16 protein-coding genes and 1 pseudogene are annotated in these 19879 nt (G+C 61.8%); 3 read left to right on the top strand and 14 right to left on the bottom strand.

Annotated features, from left to right (window positions below):
* Position 1: 1 nt before the first annotated feature.
* From ROSERS_RS22435 to ROSERS_RS22410, 6 genes and pseudogenes are all read right to left on the bottom strand, one after another.
* Positions 2-997 (bottom strand): 2-hydroxyacid dehydrogenase, encoded by a 996-nt coding sequence (locus ROSERS_RS22435; protein ID WP_011959027.1) that lies wholly within the window; start codon positions 995-997, stop codon positions 2-4.
* A gap of 245 nt (positions 998-1242) precedes the next feature.
* Positions 1243-1648 (bottom strand): annotated as a pseudogene (locus ROSERS_RS27230) (glycogen/starch/alpha-glucan phosphorylase); the annotation flags it as partial.
* Between the two features lie 364 nt (positions 1649-2012).
* Positions 2013-3152 carry a DUF711 family protein gene (locus ROSERS_RS22425; protein ID WP_232282714.1) on the bottom strand — a complete coding sequence of 380 codons (1140 nt, stop codon included), beginning with the start codon at positions 3150-3152 and terminating at the stop codon, positions 2013-2015.
* Between the two features lie 888 nt (positions 3153-4040).
* A complete protein-coding gene (locus tag ROSERS_RS22420) occupies positions 4041-6173 on the bottom strand; it encodes a DUF5107 domain-containing protein (RefSeq protein WP_011959025.1) in 2133 nt (710 codons plus the stop codon).
* A complete protein-coding gene (locus ROSERS_RS22415) occupies positions 6170-6865 on the bottom strand; it encodes a 2-phosphosulfolactate phosphatase (protein WP_011959024.1) in 696 nt (231 codons plus the stop codon). The genes ROSERS_RS22420 and ROSERS_RS22415 overlap by 4 nt, the downstream gene beginning before the upstream one ends.
* A gap of 175 nt (positions 6866-7040) precedes the next feature.
* Entirely contained in the window at positions 7041-7604 is a 564-nt protein-coding gene (locus tag ROSERS_RS22410) for a GNAT family N-acetyltransferase (RefSeq protein WP_011959023.1), read from the bottom strand.
* Between the two features lie 434 nt (positions 7605-8038).
* Here ROSERS_RS22410 and ROSERS_RS22405 point away from each other — a divergent pair, with 434 nt between their 5' ends.
* Together ROSERS_RS22405 and ROSERS_RS22400 are read left to right on the top strand one after the other, a co-directional pair.
* Positions 8039-9229 carry an acetyl-CoA C-acyltransferase family protein gene (locus ROSERS_RS22405; protein WP_011959022.1) on the top strand — a complete coding sequence of 397 codons (1191 nt, stop codon included), beginning with the start codon at positions 8039-8041 and terminating at the stop codon, positions 9227-9229.
* A gap of 156 nt (positions 9230-9385) precedes the next feature.
* On the top strand, positions 9386-10129 hold the full coding sequence (locus ROSERS_RS22400; protein WP_011959021.1) for a 3-oxoacyl-ACP reductase family protein: 744 nt from the start codon (positions 9386-9388) through the stop codon (positions 10127-10129).
* Between the two features lie 51 nt (positions 10130-10180).
* Here ROSERS_RS22400 and ROSERS_RS22395 read toward each other — a convergent pair whose 3' ends face one another.
* Positions 10181-10474: a phasin family protein gene (locus ROSERS_RS22395; protein ID WP_011959020.1), complete on the bottom strand. Its 294-nt coding sequence runs from the start codon at positions 10472-10474 to the stop codon at positions 10181-10183.
* Between the two features lie 119 nt (positions 10475-10593).
* Here ROSERS_RS22395 and ROSERS_RS22390 point away from each other — a divergent pair, with 119 nt between their 5' ends.
* Complete coding sequence (locus tag ROSERS_RS22390; protein WP_232282713.1) at positions 10594-13842, top strand: BTAD domain-containing putative transcriptional regulator; 3249 nt, start codon at positions 10594-10596, stop codon at positions 13840-13842.
* Here ROSERS_RS22390 and ROSERS_RS22385 read toward each other — a convergent pair.
* From ROSERS_RS22385 to ROSERS_RS22355, 7 genes are all read right to left on the bottom strand, one after another.
* The gene (locus tag ROSERS_RS22385; protein ID WP_011959018.1) at positions 13820-14818 is read right to left on the bottom strand and encodes a 2-dehydropantoate 2-reductase; all 999 of its coding nucleotides are present in this window, start codon (positions 14816-14818) and stop codon (positions 13820-13822) included. The two genes, ROSERS_RS22390 and ROSERS_RS22385, sit on opposite strands and share 23 nt — an antisense overlap.
* A complete protein-coding gene (locus ROSERS_RS22380) occupies positions 14815-16347 on the bottom strand; it encodes an acyl--CoA ligase (RefSeq protein WP_041334345.1) in 1533 nt (510 codons plus the stop codon). The genes ROSERS_RS22385 and ROSERS_RS22380 overlap by 4 nt, the downstream gene beginning before the upstream one ends.
* Before the next feature lie 248 nt (positions 16348-16595).
* Entirely contained in the window at positions 16596-17339 is a 744-nt protein-coding gene (locus ROSERS_RS22375) for a ThuA domain-containing protein (RefSeq protein WP_041336063.1), read from the bottom strand.
* Positions 17340-17486: 147 nt separating this feature from the next.
* Positions 17487-17729, bottom strand: coding sequence for an STAS domain-containing protein (locus tag ROSERS_RS22370; protein WP_049767561.1), 243 nt, complete (start codon positions 17727-17729; stop codon positions 17487-17489).
* Positions 17726-18172 carry a hypothetical protein gene (locus tag ROSERS_RS22365; protein WP_011959015.1) on the bottom strand — a complete coding sequence of 149 codons (447 nt, stop codon included), beginning with the start codon at positions 18170-18172 and terminating at the stop codon, positions 17726-17728. Before ROSERS_RS22365 ends, ROSERS_RS22370 begins: the two co-directional genes overlap by 4 nt.
* 13 nt (positions 18173-18185) lie before the next feature.
* On the bottom strand, positions 18186-18839 hold the full coding sequence (locus ROSERS_RS22360) for a cyclase family protein (RefSeq protein WP_011959014.1): 654 nt from the start codon (positions 18837-18839) through the stop codon (positions 18186-18188).
* Positions 18840-18895: 56 nt separating this feature from the next.
* Positions 18896-19879, bottom strand: coding sequence for a metallophosphoesterase family protein (locus ROSERS_RS22355; RefSeq protein WP_011959013.1), 984 nt, complete (start codon positions 19877-19879; stop codon positions 18896-18898).

Below are 19879 nucleotides of genomic sequence, written 5' to 3'. Positions count from 1 at the left end.
ACTACCTCCTTGGTCGCAGGATATTCTCATTTTCACGCCCTTCCTCGAAGTCGGTAATGTTGCGGATGGTCGTCTCTGCGATTGTCGTCATCGCCTCGCGGGTAAAGAACGCCTGGTGACCGGTGACGAGCACGTTGGGGAACGTCATCAGACGAGCCAGAGTATCATCGGTAATCACCCTGTCCGAAAGGTCGTGGAAGAAAACCCCTTCTTCCTCCTCGTACACATCGAGACCGACACCAGCGATCCGTCCAGCGCGCAGTGTTTCGATCAGTGCATCGGTATCGATGAGACCGCCGCGGCTGGTGTTGATCAGGAATGCATCCGGCTTCATCAGCGCCAGCGTCTCACGATTGATCAGGTGGTACGTTTCCGGCAGCAGCGGCACATGCAGACTGACGATATCCGATGAACGCAGCAGTTCTTCAAGCGTCACATAGCGCATTCCCAGCGCCAGGCAATCCGGATTCTGGGAGACATCGTAACCGAGCAGCGAACACCCGAAGCCGTGCATAATGCGCGCGAAGACTGCCCCGATCTTGCCGGTGCCAACGACGCCAACCACCGAGCCGTGGATGTCGCGTCCGAGGAGACCGGCAAGGCGAAAGTTGAACTCGCGGGTGCGGTTGTAGGCGCGGTGGATGCGCCGGTTGAGCGTTTGCAGCAGACCGACGGCGAACTCCGCTACCGAGTAGGGAGAGTAATAACTGACCCGCATTGCGGTGATACCATGCTGTTCGGCTGCCGCCAGATCGATGTTGTTGTAGCCGGTGGAGCGCTGCGCGATCAGGCGAACGCCGTTGGCTGCCAGCCGTTCGATGACTTCCGCCGTCGCCTGATCGTTTACAAAACAGCAGATCGCCGGGAAGCCCTGCGCGAGCGCAGCGGTGTGCAGGTCGAGCTGCGCGGCGGTGTAGGTGAGCCGATGCCGTCCCTGGTTGGCGGCATCCAGAAATGTGCGGTCATATGAGTGAGCATCGTAAACGAGAACGTCCATACATGTACATTCCTTTCCTGTCAGGCGTCAGGGAGCAGGTCTGCTGGACTTGCACCCTGACGCCTGTACTACCTTCCACCTGTCATCTATCACGTTTTGTAGTGCGTAGAGATGCACTGCAACGTCTCTCCTGTCGTCAACCGACGCGCTCTGCACGCTACGTCGCGGTTACTGGGGTTCATTGTGCAGAAACGTTGCACTATAGCGTCTCTCCCTTCCCGCTCAGCAACGTTCAATGACCGCCTCTACCCCGGCAACTGCACGCGCACTGGATGAATCCTCCGGATCTCGTCGCAATACTTGCGGATCGTGCGATCTGACGAGAAGTAGCTGCAGCGCGCCGTGTTCAGGATCGACATGCGCGTCCAGCGTTCCTGGTCGCGGTAGGCGGCATCGACCGCTTCCTGCACAGCGGCGACGCCGTTGATTCAGACGGATGATCAGTTTTGCCATCCAGTAGCCAGGCGCCGCCTTCGCCCCAAAAATGAAGGTGCGGGGTGCTATGTCGGGCGACGGATTTTCGAGGATGCGCCGGTAGAGCGTGATAATATGGAGCGCCTTGAGCAATTGCCGTTTGTACTCGTGCAGGCGCTTGACCATCACATCAACGAGGGATGTCGGGTCAATGGCAAGCCCGAGGCTCTGCTGAATATCGGCTGGCGTGGCGGAGCTCGCATCTTTGCCCGGAATGTAGTAAAGGTTGTCGAGCAACGCACGTTTGAACGCATCGACCGTCATATCGGTGCGGGTGGGGACGTACTGTGTCGTGGTCATCTCCTTCTCCTCCTCCTTGCGCGGTTCGTCCAACAACCTCGCGCGCAATGTCATTGTACCGGACAGGGCAGCCCCGGGCGCTGCGGCGCTACGCCCCTACGGCGCCCTGCTGCCGCTCCGGGCGCTGCGGCGCGGCGCCCCTACTGCTGCCGCTCCGGGCGCTGCGGCGCTATGCCCCTACATGTTGTCATCCCACGTTCAACGTGCAACGTTCAACCTTCAACCCCTCGCGCCTCACACCTCACGGCGCCATGATGCGCGTATTGACGAAGTACGGGAAATCAAACGCCGTCATATCGCCCGCGCGCAAGCCGGGAATGGGCATAAGGCGCGCGGTGAGCGGTTTGCGTAATGCGCCTGCCAGCGCCGCAACTTCGGCAAGCATACCTGCGATCGATTCAACCGGAGTATCGCCCGGCAACGGAATGGTGTCGAGTCCCGTGCCGCACACCGCACTGAACGTCAGCAGATCGCGCCACACGTAACGCCCCTCCGCATTGCGCTGCGCCAGAACCGCATCCTCCAGCACCGGCAGCATCACCCCGCTGAACCCGATCAGGATGACCCGCGCTGCGCGGATCGCATCGGTGCAGGCGCGAATGGTCGCCAGCGTGCCGGGTTCGCCGAACGGCGCTCCGCTGACGCGCTCAATGGCGGCGCCGATGCTGCATGGTGCGTCCGGATGCGGTGCAAGCGACCAGTCGCATCCCGCAACATAGATGTCGTCAGTGACCGCTTTGAGCGCAGCGCGAATGCGCAGATCATGCGCTTCGATGCGTGCTGTCAGATGCTGTGCGAAACGTTGCGTTCTGGCAGCGACGGATTGGGCGGCATCCTCCCCGGCGGCTTCATGCGCCGCTTCCACAGCGAGCGCGGCTGCTTCGGGACCGATCGCCAGCCACGGTTCGCCGCCGCTGTGATAACTTGCCGGGAAGAATGGCGAACCGGGCGCAACACTCGCCAGCGCCGCAAAACGCAGGTTGCCAAACCCGCCCGGCGTTGCTGATGCCAGGGTTGTTATCACCTGCGCCGCTGCGGTGACCGCTGCCGGATCGGTCTTTCCATCACGCCCGGCAATGCGCGCGGATGCGAAGACTGCATCAGTTGCGGCGAGTGCTTCCGCCAGCAGTGGCAGGCGGTCATTTGCAACCCGCCCGATAGAGACATAGTCGAAGCCGGCATCGAGCGCAAGCGTCTCGGCGCCGCGCAGCACTGTGGCGAGATCGGCGCACCGGTTCGTGCCGGTTGTGTCGAGTGCCAGGCGCAGCGTCTGCACCGTGTATCCGGCATCTTCCAGGCGCTGCCGCGCCGTGCGCGCCACAAGCGCCGCGCGCGGCACATCCGCTTCACAGGCGCCAACGGTTATTGTGCGAATGCGCATGGTCATCCTTCTGGCTTCTCTCATAGACCGACATTCCTTGTCGTCGGGCTCATGGAGATTGAGCATTTATAGCAGTTCTCAGAGCCGTTGACCCCTGTCCGGGTCTGCCGCATTGCGCGCGGCGCCCGCGTGCGGCGACAGGTGCAGCCCCGTCCAACCGGCCGTGTGAGCGCTGCGCTCCGCCTCTCCGCGCCCTCGGCGTCGCTGCGGTGGATGTATTGTTCACCGCCGAGACGCGGAGCACGCGGAGAGGATGGCGCACGAGGCGTCTGCTTTCGTTGGCGGGTGGAACCCTGCCCAACCGGACCAATCTTTGTGAGAACTGCTATAATCCGCTCTGCGCCTCGTGCCGTCGGGCTCATGGAGATTGAAAATTAAATCCACTATACTGCGCTAGCCGTGGGGCTGAAGCCCTCGGCTAACCAGGGCAAAGCCCGCCTGCGCGGGCTATACCGGATTATTTCTTCAAAGACCATCAGCCCTCGGCTAACCAGGGCAAAGCCCGTCTGCGCGGGCTATGGCGGAATAATTTCTCAAAGACCATCAGCCCTCGGCTATGCAAGGCAAAGCCCGTCTGCGCGGGCTATGGCGGATTATTTCTTCAAAGACCATCAGCCCTCGGCTCAACCCCCCCGACCCCCCGCGTGCGGGGGGCGTAGGGCGAAGCCTGCCTGCGCGGAACGTGAACTCCAACGGTGACCCTCTCGACCATCGACTATTGGCTATCGGTTATCGGCTATGATCAGCCCTCGGCTAGCCGGGGCGCAGCCCGCCTGCGCGGAACGCGAACTCCAATGGTGACCCTATCGACTATCGGCTATCGGCTATCGACTATCGGCTACCGGCTATCGGCTATCGACGCCTTCGCGTCTCCGCTAAACACGGAGATCATGAAAGTGTTGTTTCCAGGGCGAACCCGCCGGTTTCGACGCGCAGTGTACCACCGGCGATGCCCGGCGGCAACTCGATTGCCAGCGGCAGATCGGGGCGCAGGACTACAGTCGTGCTGCGAAAGATTTCACGCCCGTTATGGATCACACGCACCGGCGCTGCGGGGAGGATACGCACCGAAATGACACTGACGGTGAAACCTCCGTCTGCCCGGCGTTGCACGCCAAGTGCGCCGTGATCGCTTGCGGTTGCCAGGTCGCCCAACCCCTGGAGCGGAATCCAGTCGGCGGCGATGACACGCTGCTCGCCAGCGTCCAGCGGCGGATCGTCCCAGAACGTCGGTTGTGCGCCGCACCAGAGTTCGGCATAGTCGCTCCCATCGTCGGTGAACAGGCGGCGGTCGAAATTCGAACTGAAAGCGAACACTTTCGCGCCAGCGAAGCCTGTGCTGGACGTTGCAGCAACTCCCGCGTCCGCCTGCGAGTCGTACAACCCGATGAACGGCGTCGGACGCGCGGCGAACAACCCCACATACCCGTTCCAGGTCGATGGGCGCGAGAGATCACGATTCTGATGAAGGGTCCATTCCACCCTGGCGCGTGGTGGCGGCAACGCCCGATCTTCGGTCGCGTGAACGATCATCTGATCGACGGGCACGACGAAATGGGTGACATGTCCTACACGATTGGCGACGGGAGCGAGCGCAGCGTTCATCCACATTTGCAACGGTTGGGCGCTATCGGTGCGGTTTTGTGCGACCAGCATCGTTGCGATACTTCCCTCGTCAGCGCGCAGTCGGACGCTGGCAGTCACATCGAACCCGCGTTGTTGTTCAACAGTGGTCATGCGCACAACCAGCCCATCGCGCTGCGTTTCGAGCGCGAGATCCCATGGGAATGCTTCCAGGTAGCCATGTTCTTCGGTTGGCGCCGCCCATTCCAGCCCGCCGACACCCAACCACCAGCCGCGTTGTCCAAACGGAGCCGGCTTGATCACCGGGTTCTGGTAGAAGATGTTTTGACCGGTGGATTTGATGACCGCGCGGTACAGTCGCCCGCCAAGTTCGGGCAGGAAGGTCAGTTCCAGGAAACGATTTTCGACCACCACGGCGCGATAGGTGCGTGGTTGCAGCGAACCGACGCGCGCCAGATCGAGCCGCGGGTAGGGATGGATCGGATCGCCGGGAGAGGTCGGCACGAGCGCGCTGCTATAGTCGTATGTTGGCAGGGTCAGCGTCGTTTCGCGGGCGGTGACGCCGGAGAACGGGGGAACCGCGTAGCGCAGCGGTCGCCCGTAGCGCCAGAGGAAGTAGTGCTGTCCGACGTTTCCCATTTCGACCTGCCAGCGCGGCGGGTTGGCAGGGTTGAATGTCAGCAGGCGACGCTCGAATGCCTGAAAAAGAATCGGCAGTTCTTTTCCGCCAACGCGAACCAGCGCCCAGTACGGTTCGCTGATCGGATACCCGAAGACGAACAGCGTATCGACCGGCGACGCTGCCATGAAGTCGCGGAAGGCGCGCGGCACATTGTGCCCGGTCACCGATTCATAGCGCACAATCGTCGTCGCTGACAGCGCCAGGTCGGGTCGCTCACGCAATCCGTCGGGACCGAGCAGTGCGCTCACCCGTGCCCCGATGCGGTTGGGCGCGCGCCCGCCGCCGTCGAGCGACACGTATGCTGCCAGTTGCGCATAGGTTGGCGCCTGTGGATTGTTGATCGGATCGCCAGCGACCGGAATGGCGGCGGGCGCGCGTTGTTCGACATCGTTGAAGCCGGTTTGCATGCTGCCGGTGATCAACTCAACCACCAGCCGTCCGCCGGTGACAAACCAGGGGGACTGGCGGTCGCCACCCGGATTGTTCACCTCCATCCGCGCCTTGTCGAAGTACTGCACCAGACGCGCATCGCCCGGTGCGCCAGCGAAGCGCTCATAGCGCATCTCGCCGGGGGATGCGCCATACGTCCAGGAGCGACGCGCACTCCCCGTGGCGACCGCCCGATCGGCGCGGGTCCACAATGTTGCAAACGCCGGATCCGCGAATCCATCGGGGATCGCTGGCGCCGCAGCGACCGGTGTGACAGGAATGATCAGGGTGGCAACCAGGAGGAAGATCGGCAGGAGAAGTTTCACAGCGTGAGCCTTTCGATAAACGTCTTCCCGGCGCGTCGTGCAATCGGCATCGCAAAATCGAACACATCGGCGCGTGCGCAGAGGTCCAGGTCTGCCTGTGCGAGGTGGGGATACGCCGGATCGCCAAAGCGTCTGCCGAAGGTCGATTCGCGCACCCGACGCTCGAAGGGCGCCGGGTCGGGCGTTTCACCGCGCAGTCGGGCTGCAAGATATTCCGCGCAGGCAATATCCTCATCACCATCGCGATCAACGTAGACGCCGGTGATGAGCAGCGTCACGCGCAGCGGGGCAATGCGACGCAGAACGTGCGCCGTGGCTGCGGCGCACACCAGCGATCCGCCAAGCAGCACGGCAGCCTGGTGTGCCGCAATGACGCCGCGCACGCCGCCAGCAGTGCAGAGTGCCACGTCATACCCGGTCAGATCGACAGTGCGGAGGGCAGCCGGTGAGTTGCCAACATCGAACCCATCGATAGGAAAGCCGCCTGGAACGGCGCCAATCGTCAGTGCCGCAGGGGAACGATGAACCAGGGAGCGGGCTTCTTCGGGAGTCGCTGCAAGCATGAGTGCGCGCGCGCCGGCATGCAACACATATGCTGCGGTCGTAAATGAGCGTAATACATCAATCACAACGACGGCATCATCGGGCGCAGCACCGCGATACGTTGGCAGATCGGCGAGAATTATCTCCATATCTGCTGCATTGTACCAGAATCCGCATGGTCAGGCGCCGAAAGTCAATCACTGCGCCTCACGGCGATCAGAAACCTGTGTTGGACTGGCAACGAACAACCCCGCACATACGCGGGGCTGCACAGAAAGGACTGAATTGTCAGGCAGATCGGGAAATGTCACGGCTCACCAACGTTCAGAAACCCGCGTGTGCTCCATTCACGTGGTACGCCAGCACGTGAAGCGTATGACGATGACCGATATGATCGCGGGCGTGATCGCTGAAGGTCCCCTCAATCTGGAAGCCCAGGCGCTCGAAGATCGCAATACCGCCTGTCTGTTCCTGCAATACTTCGACAATTACCTTCTCCACCCCCAGGTCACGCGCTGCATCGACAATCGCCTGCGCCAGCGCCGTTCCCAGACCGCAGCGGCGATAATCCTTGCCCACAATCAGGTGAATATCTCCGACGTGGCTCGACCATCCCGGCAACCGCCGCACGGCACTGTAACCGACGATCTCGCCATCCTCCGTCACCGCGACGATCTGGCGCCAGTTTTCGGCAGCATACGCATTAACCAGGCGGTCAATGATCTCGGGGCTGTGAAGGTCGGTTTCCAGGTAGAGCCAGTCATCGTCCGGCAGCGAACGACCAAAACGGAGTAGCGCTTCGCGATCCTGCTCGGCAAGCGGGCGAATCATTACAGTCTGGCCGTTGCGCAACGTTGCAGCAACCGGCGCTTCAGCGCGCTCAACCATACACGTACCTCCTCTCACGATGCTACAGCTTATGATCGCCTTTCGGCGTCTTCCAGTTTCGTCGTTGCGTGCCGACGGTCTGCGCCAGAAACATTAAGGAGTGACATGACTCTACTATATCATATCAGGTTGCACATGGTCATCTTCGCTACATCTGGTGAAGAAACGGTTACTCCTTACAAAAACATGCTAACGCCAGACTGGTAGCCTTTCCATTACAATGGTACAATAGAAATCGCAACTCACCCTGCATATCTGCTGCGATAAACGAGGCGAGGACTGACCTGGGTGCGATCGTCGCTCCGCAATTCCGAACGGTCGAGCGCAGGCGGTCGAGTGTGCACATGTGGTATCCCATAGCCAGACGATCTCAGTAACGAGGGCATGCATCTTCGCTCTTGCGGACGCATGGCAATCAGTCAAAGGAGGCAGCAATGACGGCGAATGGACGCGACGTAGTGGTGCTGAGTGGTGTCCGCACCGCGATCGGCAATTTTGGCGGCAGTCTCAAGGATCAACCGCCGAGCGAACTGGCGGCGCAGGTCGTGCGTGAAGCGGTCAGGCGCGCGGGTGTCGAGCCGACGGAAATCGGGCAGGTTGTGTTTGGTAATATCATCCACACCGACGGGCACGACCACTATCTGGCGCGGGTTGCAGGGGTCAAGGGCGGCTTGCCGGTGGACGTTCCGGCGTTGACGTTGAATCGCCTGTGCGGCAGTGGCTTGCAGGCGATCATCTCGGCAGCGCAGACAATCATGCTCGGCGATGCCGATGCCGCCGTCGCTGGCGGCGCCGAGTCGATGAGTCGCAGCCCATACTGGGCGCATGCGATGCGCTGGGGCGCGCGGATGAATGATGTTGCGATGGTCGATGCAATGGTAGCGGCGCTCAGCGATCCGTTCGATGATGTGCACATGGGCGTAACAGCTGAGAATGTCGCCCGGAAGTGGGAGATTACTCGCGAGGATCAGGATGCGCTGGCTGTTGAAAGTCATAAACGCGCTGCCGCTGCCATTGCGGAAGGGCGTTTCAAGGATCAAATTCTGCCCGTTGAGATCAAGGTCAAGGGCGGGGTTCAGATGTTTGATACCGATGAAAGCGTGCGCCCTGACACAAGTCTTGAGAAGCTTGCCAAACTGCGTCCGGTCTTCGACAAGCAGGGAACCGTGACCGCCGGTAATGCATCGAGCATCAATGATGCTGCGGCTGCTGTGGTGTTGATGGAACGCAGTGTTGCCGAACAGCGCGGCTACAAACCGATGGGTCGTCTGGTGGGGTACAGCGTTGTCGGCGTCGACCCGAAGTATATGGGCATCGGTCCGGTTCCGGCAGTGCGCAAGGTGTTGGAGCGCACCGGACTGAGCATCGATGACATCGATCTGTTTGAACTGAACGAGGCGTTCGCGGCGCAGGCGCTCGCCGTCATCCGCGAGCTTGATCTACCAATGGAGAAGGTCAATCCGAACGGCAGCGGCATTTCGCTCGGTCACCCGATTGGCGCAACCGGCGCGATACTGACGGTGAAGGCGCTCTACGAGCTGCAACGCACCGGTGGTCGCTACGCCTGCGTCACCATGTGCATCGGCGGCGGTCAGGGCATCGCTGCGATCTTCGAGCGGATATAGGTGAGGCGAGAGGCGAGGGGCACAGCGCCGCTGCGCCCGTACCGGCAGCAGGGGCGTATGGAGGAGAAGCAGCGGCGCTGCGCCCGTACTGGCAGCGGGCGCTCAGTTCTCGGTTCTCAAGTCTCAATTTATAGACACACATAAGGAGGTAAAGGGATGGGTCGTCTCGAAGGAAAGTATGCGATCGTGACGGGAGCTTCACGAGGGATCGGTCGTGCAATTGCGCTGGAACTGGCGCGCGAGGGATGCACGGTCGGCGTCAATTATCAGCACAATCAGGCGCTGGCGGAAGAGGTGGCCGCCGAAATCAAGTCCATGGGACGTGAATGCATGCTGCTCCAGGCGAATGTGGCCGATCCGACCGAGGCGCGCGCCATGGTGCGCCGATTCCTGGATGCGTATGGACGACTCGATATCATGGTCAACAATGCGGGGATCACCCGTGACCGGTCGCTCCGTAAAATGACCGACGAGGATTGGCTCCAGGTCATCCAGACAAACTTGAACGCCGTCTTCTTCTGCACCACTGCGGCCATGCAGCCGATGATCGAGCAACAGTACGGTCGAATCATCAACATCAGTTCGATGAATGGGCAGACGGCGGCATTTGGTCAGGCGAACTACGGTGCGAGCAAAGGCGGGATCATTGCCTTCAGCAAGACTGCTGCGCTCGAACTGGCGAAGTACGGCATTACGGTGAACGTTGTGGCGCCCGGCTTTACCCTGACCGATATGCTTTCGAAGGTGCCGGAAGAGGTTCAGAACCAGATCAAGGCGCGCATCCCGCTGGGGCGGTTCGGCTTGCCGGAGGAAATGGCGAAAGCAGTCGTCTTCCTTGCAGCGGATGGGGATTACATCACTGGACAGCAGATCAACGTCAATGGCGGGGCGTATATGTAACGGGTAGAGACGTTGATGGCGCAACGTCTCCCCCGTGGTGCGTCTCCGACATCACTCTTTCCGGGCGGTCCGACTGATGATGTCGGAGACGCTCTCGGCATAGTCTTTCCAGACCCCCATCATTTCGCGGGCAAACCGCGCCTGGGTGTTGAGCGCGTCTTCGATGGCTTGCTCGGCGGAACTGCGAATACTACGGCTGTAGTTCCAGTTCTTCAGCACCATCTCGTAGGCCATATCGGTGCTGACGGCGATGAGTTCAGTCCAGGCTTTGACTGATTTTCCTACCATTTCCTGAGCGCTGCTGTAGGTTTTGTGTGCAGTCTCTTCAACGTTTTTGACGGTCACAGAAGTGCTCCTTTCCAGGACAGCGCTTTTCGTCAAAAGATGGTAGTATTAAGTATAATACAATCATATTTCTTTGCGACATGCTAAGTTCACGAGTTACGGGCGAGTTCGGCGCTACTGTGTCTCTCGCATCTACGGTACTGCTTCCGCGTCTGGAGCCGCCGCCGCAGCCGGCCCGGCTCATCGAGCGTCCACGGATCGATGGGTTGCTTGCTGCGGTCGCCGATTATCCGGTGACGCTGGTGACCGCGCCGGCAGGCGGCGGTAAGACGGTTGCGCTCACCGGTTTTGCGCGTCACGGCGGCTGGCCTGTTGCCTGGTGTCGTCTTGATGCTGCGGATACGCCGATCTCACTGGCGCTCCATCTGGCGACGGCGTTTCGCCCGATTACCGGTTTTGATCCCTCCTGTTTCGTCACCGTGCACCCGGTCGATGTGCTGGACCGGTTGATCAATGCGTTGACCGCGCTCGGTGATGAGACGCTCCTGGTGCTCGACGACGTCCACTGCGCCGACAGGCGTCCCGAACTGCGCGTCCTGATCGAGCATCTGATTGATCGCCTGCCGCCACGTCTCCATCTGGTGCTGGCGAGTCGCGAGATGCCTTCACTGGCGCCACTGCCGACAGTGGCAGCGCGCGGTGAACTCTACCGCCTGAACCGGGCGCAACTGGCGTTCACCAATGAGGAGGCGCGTGAATTCTTCGCCGCCTGCGGGTTGCCGCCGAGTCCTTATGATGATGAACTCAATACACTGGCGCGTGGTTGGCCCCTGGCGCTCCGTTTCTTTGCAACCGCTCGTGTTGATTTGGGCGCCACGCAGCACGAACCGATCCTGCCAGAACGGTTGCTGGAGCACATTGCACCCCAACTCGATGCGTATCTGGCGCGTGAAGTCCTGGGCGACCTGCCGTTCGATCTGCGCACCTGGTTGCTGGGTACAGCGTTGATGCGCTGGATCGATGAATCGGCATGCGCTGCCGTCGCTGAACTGGCCGATCTCCATATCGATCTCAAGATGATCGAACGACATGAGTTGTTCATTGAGACTCTGCCCGACGGTCGGTCGGTCTACCAGCCGTTACAGGCTGCCAGTTTTGCGCGCCTGGCGGAACGTGAATTGCCGAACTGGCGGAGCATCCATGCGCAGTTGGGTCAGTACTATGCAACGAAGGGCGATGATCACGGCGCGGCGCACCATTTTCTTGCTGCGGCGCAATGGGAGGAAGCGTCGGCGGCATTGAGTCGTATGGCGCTCGCCGGCGTTTCTGGGGCGCAGGCGGTTGCGCTGCTGTCGTGGATCGAACAGATCCCGACCGACCACCGGAACAATGCTGCGCTGCTCGAGGCGCGGGCAATCGCCGAACGTCGCCTCGGTCGCTACGCGCAGGCGCTGGAGTCGTACCGCCAGGCGGAGGATCGCTACCGTGCGCAGGGAGATATGGATGGTCAGGTGCGGGCATTGCGCGGTCAGGCGGAGGTGTACATCGATACGGTGCAGCCAGCGCCAGCAGCGGTGCTGTTGAAGCGCGCGATGAAACTCTTGCCGCGCCATCGTCGCGCTGAACGGGCGACTATTCTGAGTCTGCAAGCTGAGAACTGGATCAACCGGGGCCGTGCTGATGTGGCAATTTTCATCATTGCTGCCGCCCACCGCGAAGCGTATGGGAGAACGTCGCGCGGCGATCCGGGCGGTGGCGGTCTCCGCCGCTCTGCCGTTCTGTCGCCCCGCCTGCTGCTGCGGAGCGGCCGGCTTGTCGAAGCGCGACGTTTGCTCGAAGAGGAACTCGGTCTCGATACGGGCAGGGCGCGCGGTGAGCATATGCTGCACCGCGATCCGCTTCTGCTCCTGGCGTTGATCGAGTGCATGCTGGGCAATGGGGTGCGCGCGCTGGCGCTTGCACAGCGCGGCTTGCTCGAAGCACAACGCGGCGACTCGCCGCTGACCGAGGCTATTGCTCATATGCGCCTCGGTCATGCCTATCTCGTGACGGCGTCGAGCGACGAGATGGCGTATCGTCACTACCGCATTGCGCTCGATATGATCGAGTCGAGCGGTATTCCCCGCATGCGCGCCGAGGTGATGATGGGTCTGACGCTGCTTGAAGGGCATGCGGGCAACCTTGCCGCCGCCGAAGCGTATGCCCGTGAGGGTCTTGACCGCACGCTGGAGGCGGGTGACGACTGGATGGCGGCGCTGATCTGGCTTGCGCTCGGAAGCGTTGCGGCCACTGCCGGCGATCCGCGCGCGGCGCAATGGCTCCACGAAGCGCAGCAACGCTTTGTGCGGGGTGATGATCAGTATGGGCAGACGGTCGCGCTGATCTGGGAAGCGCACATCCTGCTGCAATCCGGGAAGGAAGCCGAAGCCGATCGCACTCTGGCGCGCCTGCTTGGATTGATCGATGCGTGTGGCTTCGATGGCGTCTTGACAACGCGCACGCTCTTCGGTCCGCACGATCTTGCAGTTCTGGTTCCGCTTCTGCTCCGCGGTCGGGCGCTGCGCGGCGCTGCATCGGCGCAGGCAGCAGTGGCGCAGCGTCTGTTGCGCCAGGGTTTCCCCTCGATTGCCGCCGATGACGCGGTTGACACCTATCATCCCGGCTATACACTGCGGGTCTACATGCTGGGTCGTTTCCGCATCTTCCGCGGCTCGCACGAGATACAGGCACGCGAGTGGCAGCGTGAGAAGGCGCGCCAGTTGCTCCAGTTGTTGCTGACGTATCGCGGCATGTGGTTGCAGCGTGAGCAGATCTGCGCCTGGCTCTGGCCCGACAGCGAACCGTCGGCTGCCGAGCGCCAGTTTAAGGTGACGCTCAATGCGCTCAATAATGTGCTGGAGCCGCGTCGTCCGCCACGGGTGGCGCCGTTCTTTATTCGACGGCAGGGGCTGGCGTACAGTTTTGCACCCTCGTATGGCTGCTGGATCGATGTGGATGAGTTTGAACTGCGCACTGCCGGCGCACCGGGACGCGATCCCGAAGTGGAGATCCGCAGTCGCCGCACGGCATTCCAGTTGTACCGCGGCGATTATCTCGCCGAAGCGCTATACGATCCCTGGACGCTTGAAGAGCGTGAGCGTCTCCTGGCGCGTCATCTGGCATCGACGGCGACACTTGCCCGGTTGTTGATCGATCGCGAAGAGTTCGATGAAGCGATCGATCTGTGCGAGCACATCATCCGCCGCGACCGTGGCTATGAGGAAGCGTACCAGATGCTGATGCGCGCCTATGCGCGCTCTGGCAGTCGCTCCCAGGCGCTGCGCGCCTATGCGCGCTGTGTCCAGGCAATGCAGGACGAACTGGGGATGGAGCCGCTGCCAGAGACGACCGAACTCTGTGAGCGGATCAAGCGGAATGAGCCGGTGTGACGCGCGTCACGGTCTGCTCCAGCAGTTTGACGGCAGCGTAGATCGCGTTGATGTGCGGCGTCGGCACGTCTGTCAGCCTGCCAAGTTCGGCGACTGTTCCCACCAGGGCGTCCACTTCTGTTGCTCTGCCAGCCTCGATGTCCTGCAGCATCGAGGTTTTGTGCGCACCAACCCGTTCGGCGCCAGCGATGCGCTGGTCGATGGTCATGTCGAACGTAATGCCCAGGCGCTCTGCGACTGCCTGCCCTTCCGCCATCATCGCAACGATCAGGGCGCGCGCCTGTGGATGACGGCAGATGTCGATCAACGTGGCGCGGGTGAGCGCACTGACCGGGTTGAATGCCAGGTTGCCCCACAGTTTGATCCAGATGTCGGTGCGGATGCGGGAGCGCACCGGCGCTTTCAGCCCGGCGCGCGTCAGTGTCTGGGAGAGCAGATGCACGCGCTCGCTGCGCGAACCGTCAAGTTCGCCAAGCGTAAACCGATCTCCCTCGATATGGCGAACAACCCCCGGCGCTTCCAGTTCGGTCGCCGGGTAGACGACACAGCCAATGATCCGTTCGGTTTCGATATTGGCTGCAATGATTCCGTCGGGATCGACCGATTCGATGCGTCGTCCCTCCAGCGGCCCGCCGTGCCGCTGGAAGTACCACCAGGGGATGCCGTTCTGCGCCGGAACGACGATCGTCGTGTCGTGAAACAGCGGGCGCAGCAGTGGCGCGACGGCGGGCAACTGGTGCGCCTTCACGGCAATGATGACGACATCGTGCGGTCCGGCTTTTGACGGGTCATCGGTTGCCAGCGCCGGTTGCGCCGTTATCGTTGCGCCATCGGTCTCGATCAGGGTCATGCCGCGTTCGCGGATGGCAGTCAGATTGGCGCCGCGCGCAATCAGCGTCACCTGTTCGCCGGCATGGATCAACCGCGCACCCAGGTAACCGCCGATCGAACCGGCGCCAACAATGCAGATCTTCATCGTGCGTCTCCTGATGAGTCGTCAGTCAACCCCAGCAGTTTCGCCATCCCGATCCGCTGCACCTTGCCGGTCGCGCCGCGCGGAATTTCCGGGAGAATATGAATGACGCGCGGAACCTTGAAATCTGCCAGAAATGCTGCGCAATGGTCGCGCAATTCGCGCTCAGTCGCTGCGGCGCGCAGCACGACGGCAGCGTGCACCTCTTCTCCAAGCGTCCGGTGAGGTGCAGCGAACGCCACCGCTTCCGCGACCGCCGGATGCCGGAGTAACACATCGTCAATTTCCAGCGGCGAGATCTTTTCGCCGCCCCGATTGATCAGTTCCTTGAGGCGTCCGGTGAGCCACAGATAGCCATTGTCGTCGATCCGCCCCTGATCGCCGGTGCGAAACCAGCCGTTTGTGAAGGCGGCAGCGGTGGCTTCTGGATTGTTTTCGTAGCCATCGAACACATTCGGACCGCGCACGGCGACTTCGCCGCGCTCACCGCGCGCCTTTTCCGCTCCCTGCTCATCGAGGATGGTCACCTCGACGCCGAAACCGTACCCGACGGAACCGGCGTGATGCGGCAACGGCGGCAACGGGTTGGTCGTCATCTGATGGCTTGCTTCGGTCATGCCATACGACTCAAGCACCGGCGCCTGGAACGTCGCTTCCAGCCGTTCGAGTACGACCGGCGGCAGCGGTGCGCTGCTGGAACGGATGAAACGCAACGGCGCCGCGCGGATCGCTGCGATCTGGCGTTCGGCGCGCGCCAGCAGCATCTGATGCATGGTCGGCACCGCCGAGAACCAGGTCGGACGGAAGGCGGTCAACCATCCCCAGAAGCGCATGGCATCGAAACCCGGAGGAAGAACGACCGAACCGCCAGAAGCGAGCGGCGCCAGCAGCGTGGCGACAATGCCGTGGATGTGGAAGAGCGGCATCACACACAGTGCCCGATCATCGGGACTCAACCGATATGCGTCGATGATATTGCGCGCCGAGGCGATCAGGTTGCGCTGACGCAGCGGTACCCGCTTGGGACGGCTGGTCGTTCCGCTGGTATGCAGGATCAGCGCCACATCGTCTGGTTGGGGCGGGATGAATGGTTGGGGCGGGCGCGCGCCGCGTTCGAGCGACAGGTCGAGCATCCCATCGGCACGCAGCGCCGCAACCACAACAGTCATGCCAGGGAAGGCAGCGGCGCGCGCCGCTTCCATGCCATCTGGCGGCACAATCAGCGTCGTTGCGCGCGTATCCTCGAAATAGAAGGCAAACTCCTCCTGGCGGTACTTCGGGTTGAGCGGCGCTGCGGTGGCGCACGTTGCCGCAGCCAGGAAACTCAACGCCATTGCCGGACCATTGCCGAGCGCAATCGCCACCCGTTCACCGCGTCCGACACCATATGCCGCCAGACGTTCCGCCAGTTCCACCACATGCGCACGCAGACGCCCAAACGTGAGCGGTTGGGTGTCCGGCGCCAGAAGCGCGAGCGCATCAGGTTCACCAATGTGCAGAATATCCACAAGTGTAGACACAGTTTCCCTCATCCTCGCACAGGGGCGCTGCTGCGCAGCGCCCCTACTGGCACGGGCGCTGCTGCGCGGCGCTCCTACTGGCACGGGCGCTGCTGCGCGGCGCCCCTACTGGCACGGGCGCTGCTGCGCGGCGCTCCTACTGGCACGGGCGCTGCTGCGCGGCGCCCCTACTGGCACGGGCGCTGCTGCGCGGCGCCCCTACTGGCACGGGCGCTGCTGCGCGGCGCCCCTACTGGCACGGGCGCTGCTGCGCGGCGCCCCTACTTGTTTCGCGGCTTTGCGTTGCCGAACACCGGTTTTGGTCCGCCCGACGGCGCTGCCCAGCGCGCAGCGTTGGCGATCACCCGGCGCACATTCGGATCGCGATAGGTCGGGTAGGACTCGTGACCGGGGCGGAAGTAGAAGATTTTGCCCCGTCCACGGGTGTAGCAGCAACCGCTGCGAAAAACTTCGCCGCCGGTGAACCAGCTGATGAACACCAGTTGCTCCGGCGCCGGAATATCGAACCGCTCGCCGTACATCTCCTCCGGCAACTCAAAGCACTCGTCGAGACCGGCAGCGATCGGGTGACCCGGCTCGACGACCCAGATCCGCTCGATGTCGTCCGCCTCGCGCCATTTCAGATCGCAGGTTGTGCCCATCAGTTTGCGGAAAATCTTCGAGAAATGCCCGGAGTGCAACACAATCAGCCCCATGCCGTCAAGTACGCGGGCATGCACCTTCTCGACAATCGTGTCCTGCACCAGATGGTGCGCCATGTGCCCCCACCAGATCAACACGTCGGTCGTCGCCAGCACCTCGTCGGTCAAGCCGTGTTCGGGTTCGTCGAGCGTGGCGGTGCGCACCGCGAACCCGCCATGTTCCCGGAGTCCTTCGGCGATCGCGCCGTGAATACCCTGCGCGCCGTATATGCTGCTTGCTGGATGGCGACTGTCCTGCTCGTGGCGGAACTCATTCCAGACAGTGACTCGGATTTCGCTCACACCTGTGTCCTTCTGCTTCATTGCAACGATTCCGCCGAACGGTTCTTCGGCGCGCGCCAGTATACCCGGCGCACGAAGGAACGTCAATCATCGATCCACCCGTACCGTTGAGCGTGCGCGATTGCTGCGCCTGCACTGACGCCTGACATGTGATATGCGGAAAGGCTCTCAACGTGCGGACGAAGATGTTTGCCGCCGCTTCATCACAAATGCAATCGCCGAGCGCAGATCGCTGTGGGTCATCAACTTCTTCACATCGATCCCCAACCCAACGATTGTCTGCGCCAGCTCGGGAGATACGCCAACCAGGATCGTGCGCGCCCCCAGGAGTGCGATCCCCTGCGTCGCCAGGATCAGATGGTTGGCGACCGCCGTGTCGATCAATGGCACGCCGGTAATATCGATAATCATCCATCTTGCCCGGTATTGCCCGTCATCGCTGCAAGCACGCGGCAGAACGGCGCAACGCCGTAGGTTGCCAGAAACGCCGATGGCACACCGCCGTACAGGATCCACCAGATCGTCATGTTCCAGCTGCCCATCATGCCTGCCGCCGGACCGAGCACACGGCTCACATAGACATAGTCGCCGCCGCTGCGCGGCATTGCTGCCGAGAGAAAGGCATAGACGCAGGCGGTTGGCAGCGCCAGCAGTGCGCAGAAGAGGAGCGAAAGGTAGATGTTGCCGCCAGCATACGATGGGATGATCAGCACCATCAGTGCGACCATCAACCCGACGCTGATAAAGTTGACGTTGTACACCAGCACGTCGAAGATGCCTGCCTGGCGCACCAGACCGGTCGCTTTGCGGGTGAAGGTGCGCGGCGCCGTGATTGATTGTGAACGTCCTGCCACGTTGCGCCTCCTGTCAAAAACGAAGGAAGGTTCCAAAGCGATGATCGATATCCCATGCCAGGGCGCGTGCGGGTGCGCCATCGGCAGCGTGGAGCAACAGCGGTGTGATGGCGAACATGTACGCCTGCCCGCATATCAGCGCATCGAGATTGCAGAGATTCTCAGCGATGAGCAGATCGGCGCCGAGCAGCACGGCATGCGCCAATTCGCCGCCGCCAGGGGTTGAATCGACATTCAGTGCATCGATCGCCACCAGCGACACACGCCGTTCGACCAGAGCGTGCGCCAGATCGACGCTCAGGTAGGGGTGCTGGAAGTAGCGTGCATCCTGCCAGAATGCCTCCCAACCGGTTCGGATAACGACGATCATTCCTGGCTGAAGATCGTAGCCATCGAGAATGGCGGCGCCAATCGGGGCGTCTGCCGCATATCCGCGGGCATCGACGACCATTCCTGGAGCGATGAAGCGATCAGGTGGAAATGTATCGATGCTGCGCCCGCCAGCGATGTAGTGTGACGGAGCATCGAGGTGGGTGCCGCTGTGACTCCCCAGATGCAGGGCGCTGACCTGCCACGGCGGGGTGGCAATCACATCGAGGCGCACCTGCGGATCTCCCGGATAGACCGGCATTCCTTCTGCAAGCGTTCGTGTCAGATCGTAGATCACAACGTCCTCGCCTTATCTAATGTGCTTCCAACCCTTGCCAGATTGCGCAATGTGCGCTATCCGCTCACCAGTTGATGCGCCCGAATGCGATCTCCTTCCAGGGTGATCAGTGCGCCATGCAGCACCCCTTCGCCATACGCGCTGCCGGGGTTGATGCAGAGGGTGCGCCCGATGCGCACCGCGCCGCGCGACTCGTGAATATGTCCGTGCAGCGCAAGCACCGGTTGGAACGCTTCGATCACCCGTCGCACGGCGATACTTCCCACCGGCGTCATCACGACCTGACCGCCCTCGGTGACAACTGTCAGGTCATCGCGCACCTGCGGTGCATCGTCGAGCGTGCTGCGGTACGGCGGACTGTGCAGCACGAAGATTGCCGGACGATCATGCGTAAGGCGGTCGGCGACAGTGCGGATTTTGCGCTCCAGTTCTTCTTCACTCATCTCACGCGGGCTGTGCCAGGGTGTTGGCGGCACCCATGACTCGCCGATGATCTGGTACTGTCCCCATTCCAGCATGCACCCATCCGGGTTGCGTACAAAAGTGCTGTTGCGCAGCACCTCGTCCAGCGCCGGTTCATCGTCGTTGCCAGCCATCACAAAGCAGGCAATGCCGCTTCCTGCCAGGCGTTCTTCGGCGAGCGCAACCCAGCGCCGTACTGCGTCGATCATAACGCGGCGGAACACCTGATCCAGGTAGGCGGGTTCCTCTTCCAACCGTCGATACTCGGATGGCGCGCAGCGGTACGGATAAAACCCGTTGAAGCGGATATTCTTTTCCAGCGCCGCCAGTTCAGCGTCGTCGCGGGCAAGCGTCTCCTGCCCCAGAAACGTCGCTCGATAGCCTTGCGGCTCCTCCACCAGCGGCACGAGCATTTTACCCGTCAGATCGCCGCCCATAATAATCGCCTGCGCATTGTAGAACTGCGCTGCGTTCAAAAACTTGAGCCAGCAGCGTTCCGAGCCGTGAATGTCACTGCTGTAGAACAGGCGCACCTGCGCGCTGTCGGTTGATCGTTGCTTGCGTCCAAAGATCCACAT

The organism is Roseiflexus sp. RS-1 (assembly GCF_000016665.1).
Lineage (GTDB): Bacteria > Chloroflexota > Chloroflexia > Chloroflexales > Roseiflexaceae > Roseiflexus.
The sequence above is the reverse complement of the archived record's forward strand: the minus strand, read 5'-3'. Positions and strand labels throughout refer to the sequence as shown.

What these genes read in the sequence shown, in the direction of transcription:
- ROSERS_RS22410 (WP_011959023.1), bottom strand. Translation starts at nt 7,604, where the DNA reads ATGGTTGAGCGCGCTGAAGCGCCGGTTGCTGCAACGTTGCGCAACGGC.
- ROSERS_RS22425 (WP_232282714.1), bottom strand. Translation starts at nt 3,152, where the DNA reads ATGCGCATTCGCACAATAACCGTTGGCGCCTGTGAAGCGGATGTGCCG.
- ROSERS_RS22385 (WP_011959018.1), bottom strand. Translation starts at nt 14,818, where the DNA reads ATGAAGATCTGCATTGTTGGCGCCGGTTCGATCGGCGGTTACCTGGGT.
- ROSERS_RS22355 (WP_011959013.1), bottom strand. Translation starts at nt 19,879, where the DNA reads ATGTGGATCTTTGGACGCAAGCAACGATCAACCGACAGCGCGCAGGTG.
- ROSERS_RS22405 (WP_011959022.1), top strand. Translation starts at nt 8,039, where the DNA reads ATGACGGCGAATGGACGCGACGTAGTGGTGCTGAGTGGTGTCCGCACC.
- ROSERS_RS22415 (WP_011959024.1), bottom strand. Translation starts at nt 6,865, where the DNA reads ATGGAGATAATTCTCGCCGATCTGCCAACGTATCGCGGTGCTGCGCCC.
- ROSERS_RS22370 (WP_049767561.1), bottom strand. Translation starts at nt 17,729, where the DNA reads ATGATTATCGATATTACCGGCGTGCCATTGATCGACACGGCGGTCGCC.
- ROSERS_RS22400 (WP_011959021.1), top strand. Translation starts at nt 9,386, where the DNA reads ATGGGTCGTCTCGAAGGAAAGTATGCGATCGTGACGGGAGCTTCACGA.
- ROSERS_RS22375 (WP_041336063.1), bottom strand. Translation starts at nt 17,339, where the DNA reads ATGAAGCAGAAGGACACAGGTGTGAGCGAAATCCGAGTCACTGTCTGG.
- ROSERS_RS22380 (WP_041334345.1), bottom strand. Translation starts at nt 16,347, where the DNA reads ATGAGGGAAACTGTGTCTACACTTGTGGATATTCTGCACATTGGTGAA.
- ROSERS_RS22435 (WP_011959027.1), bottom strand. Translation starts at nt 997, where the DNA reads ATGGACGTTCTCGTTTACGATGCTCACTCATATGACCGCACATTTCTG.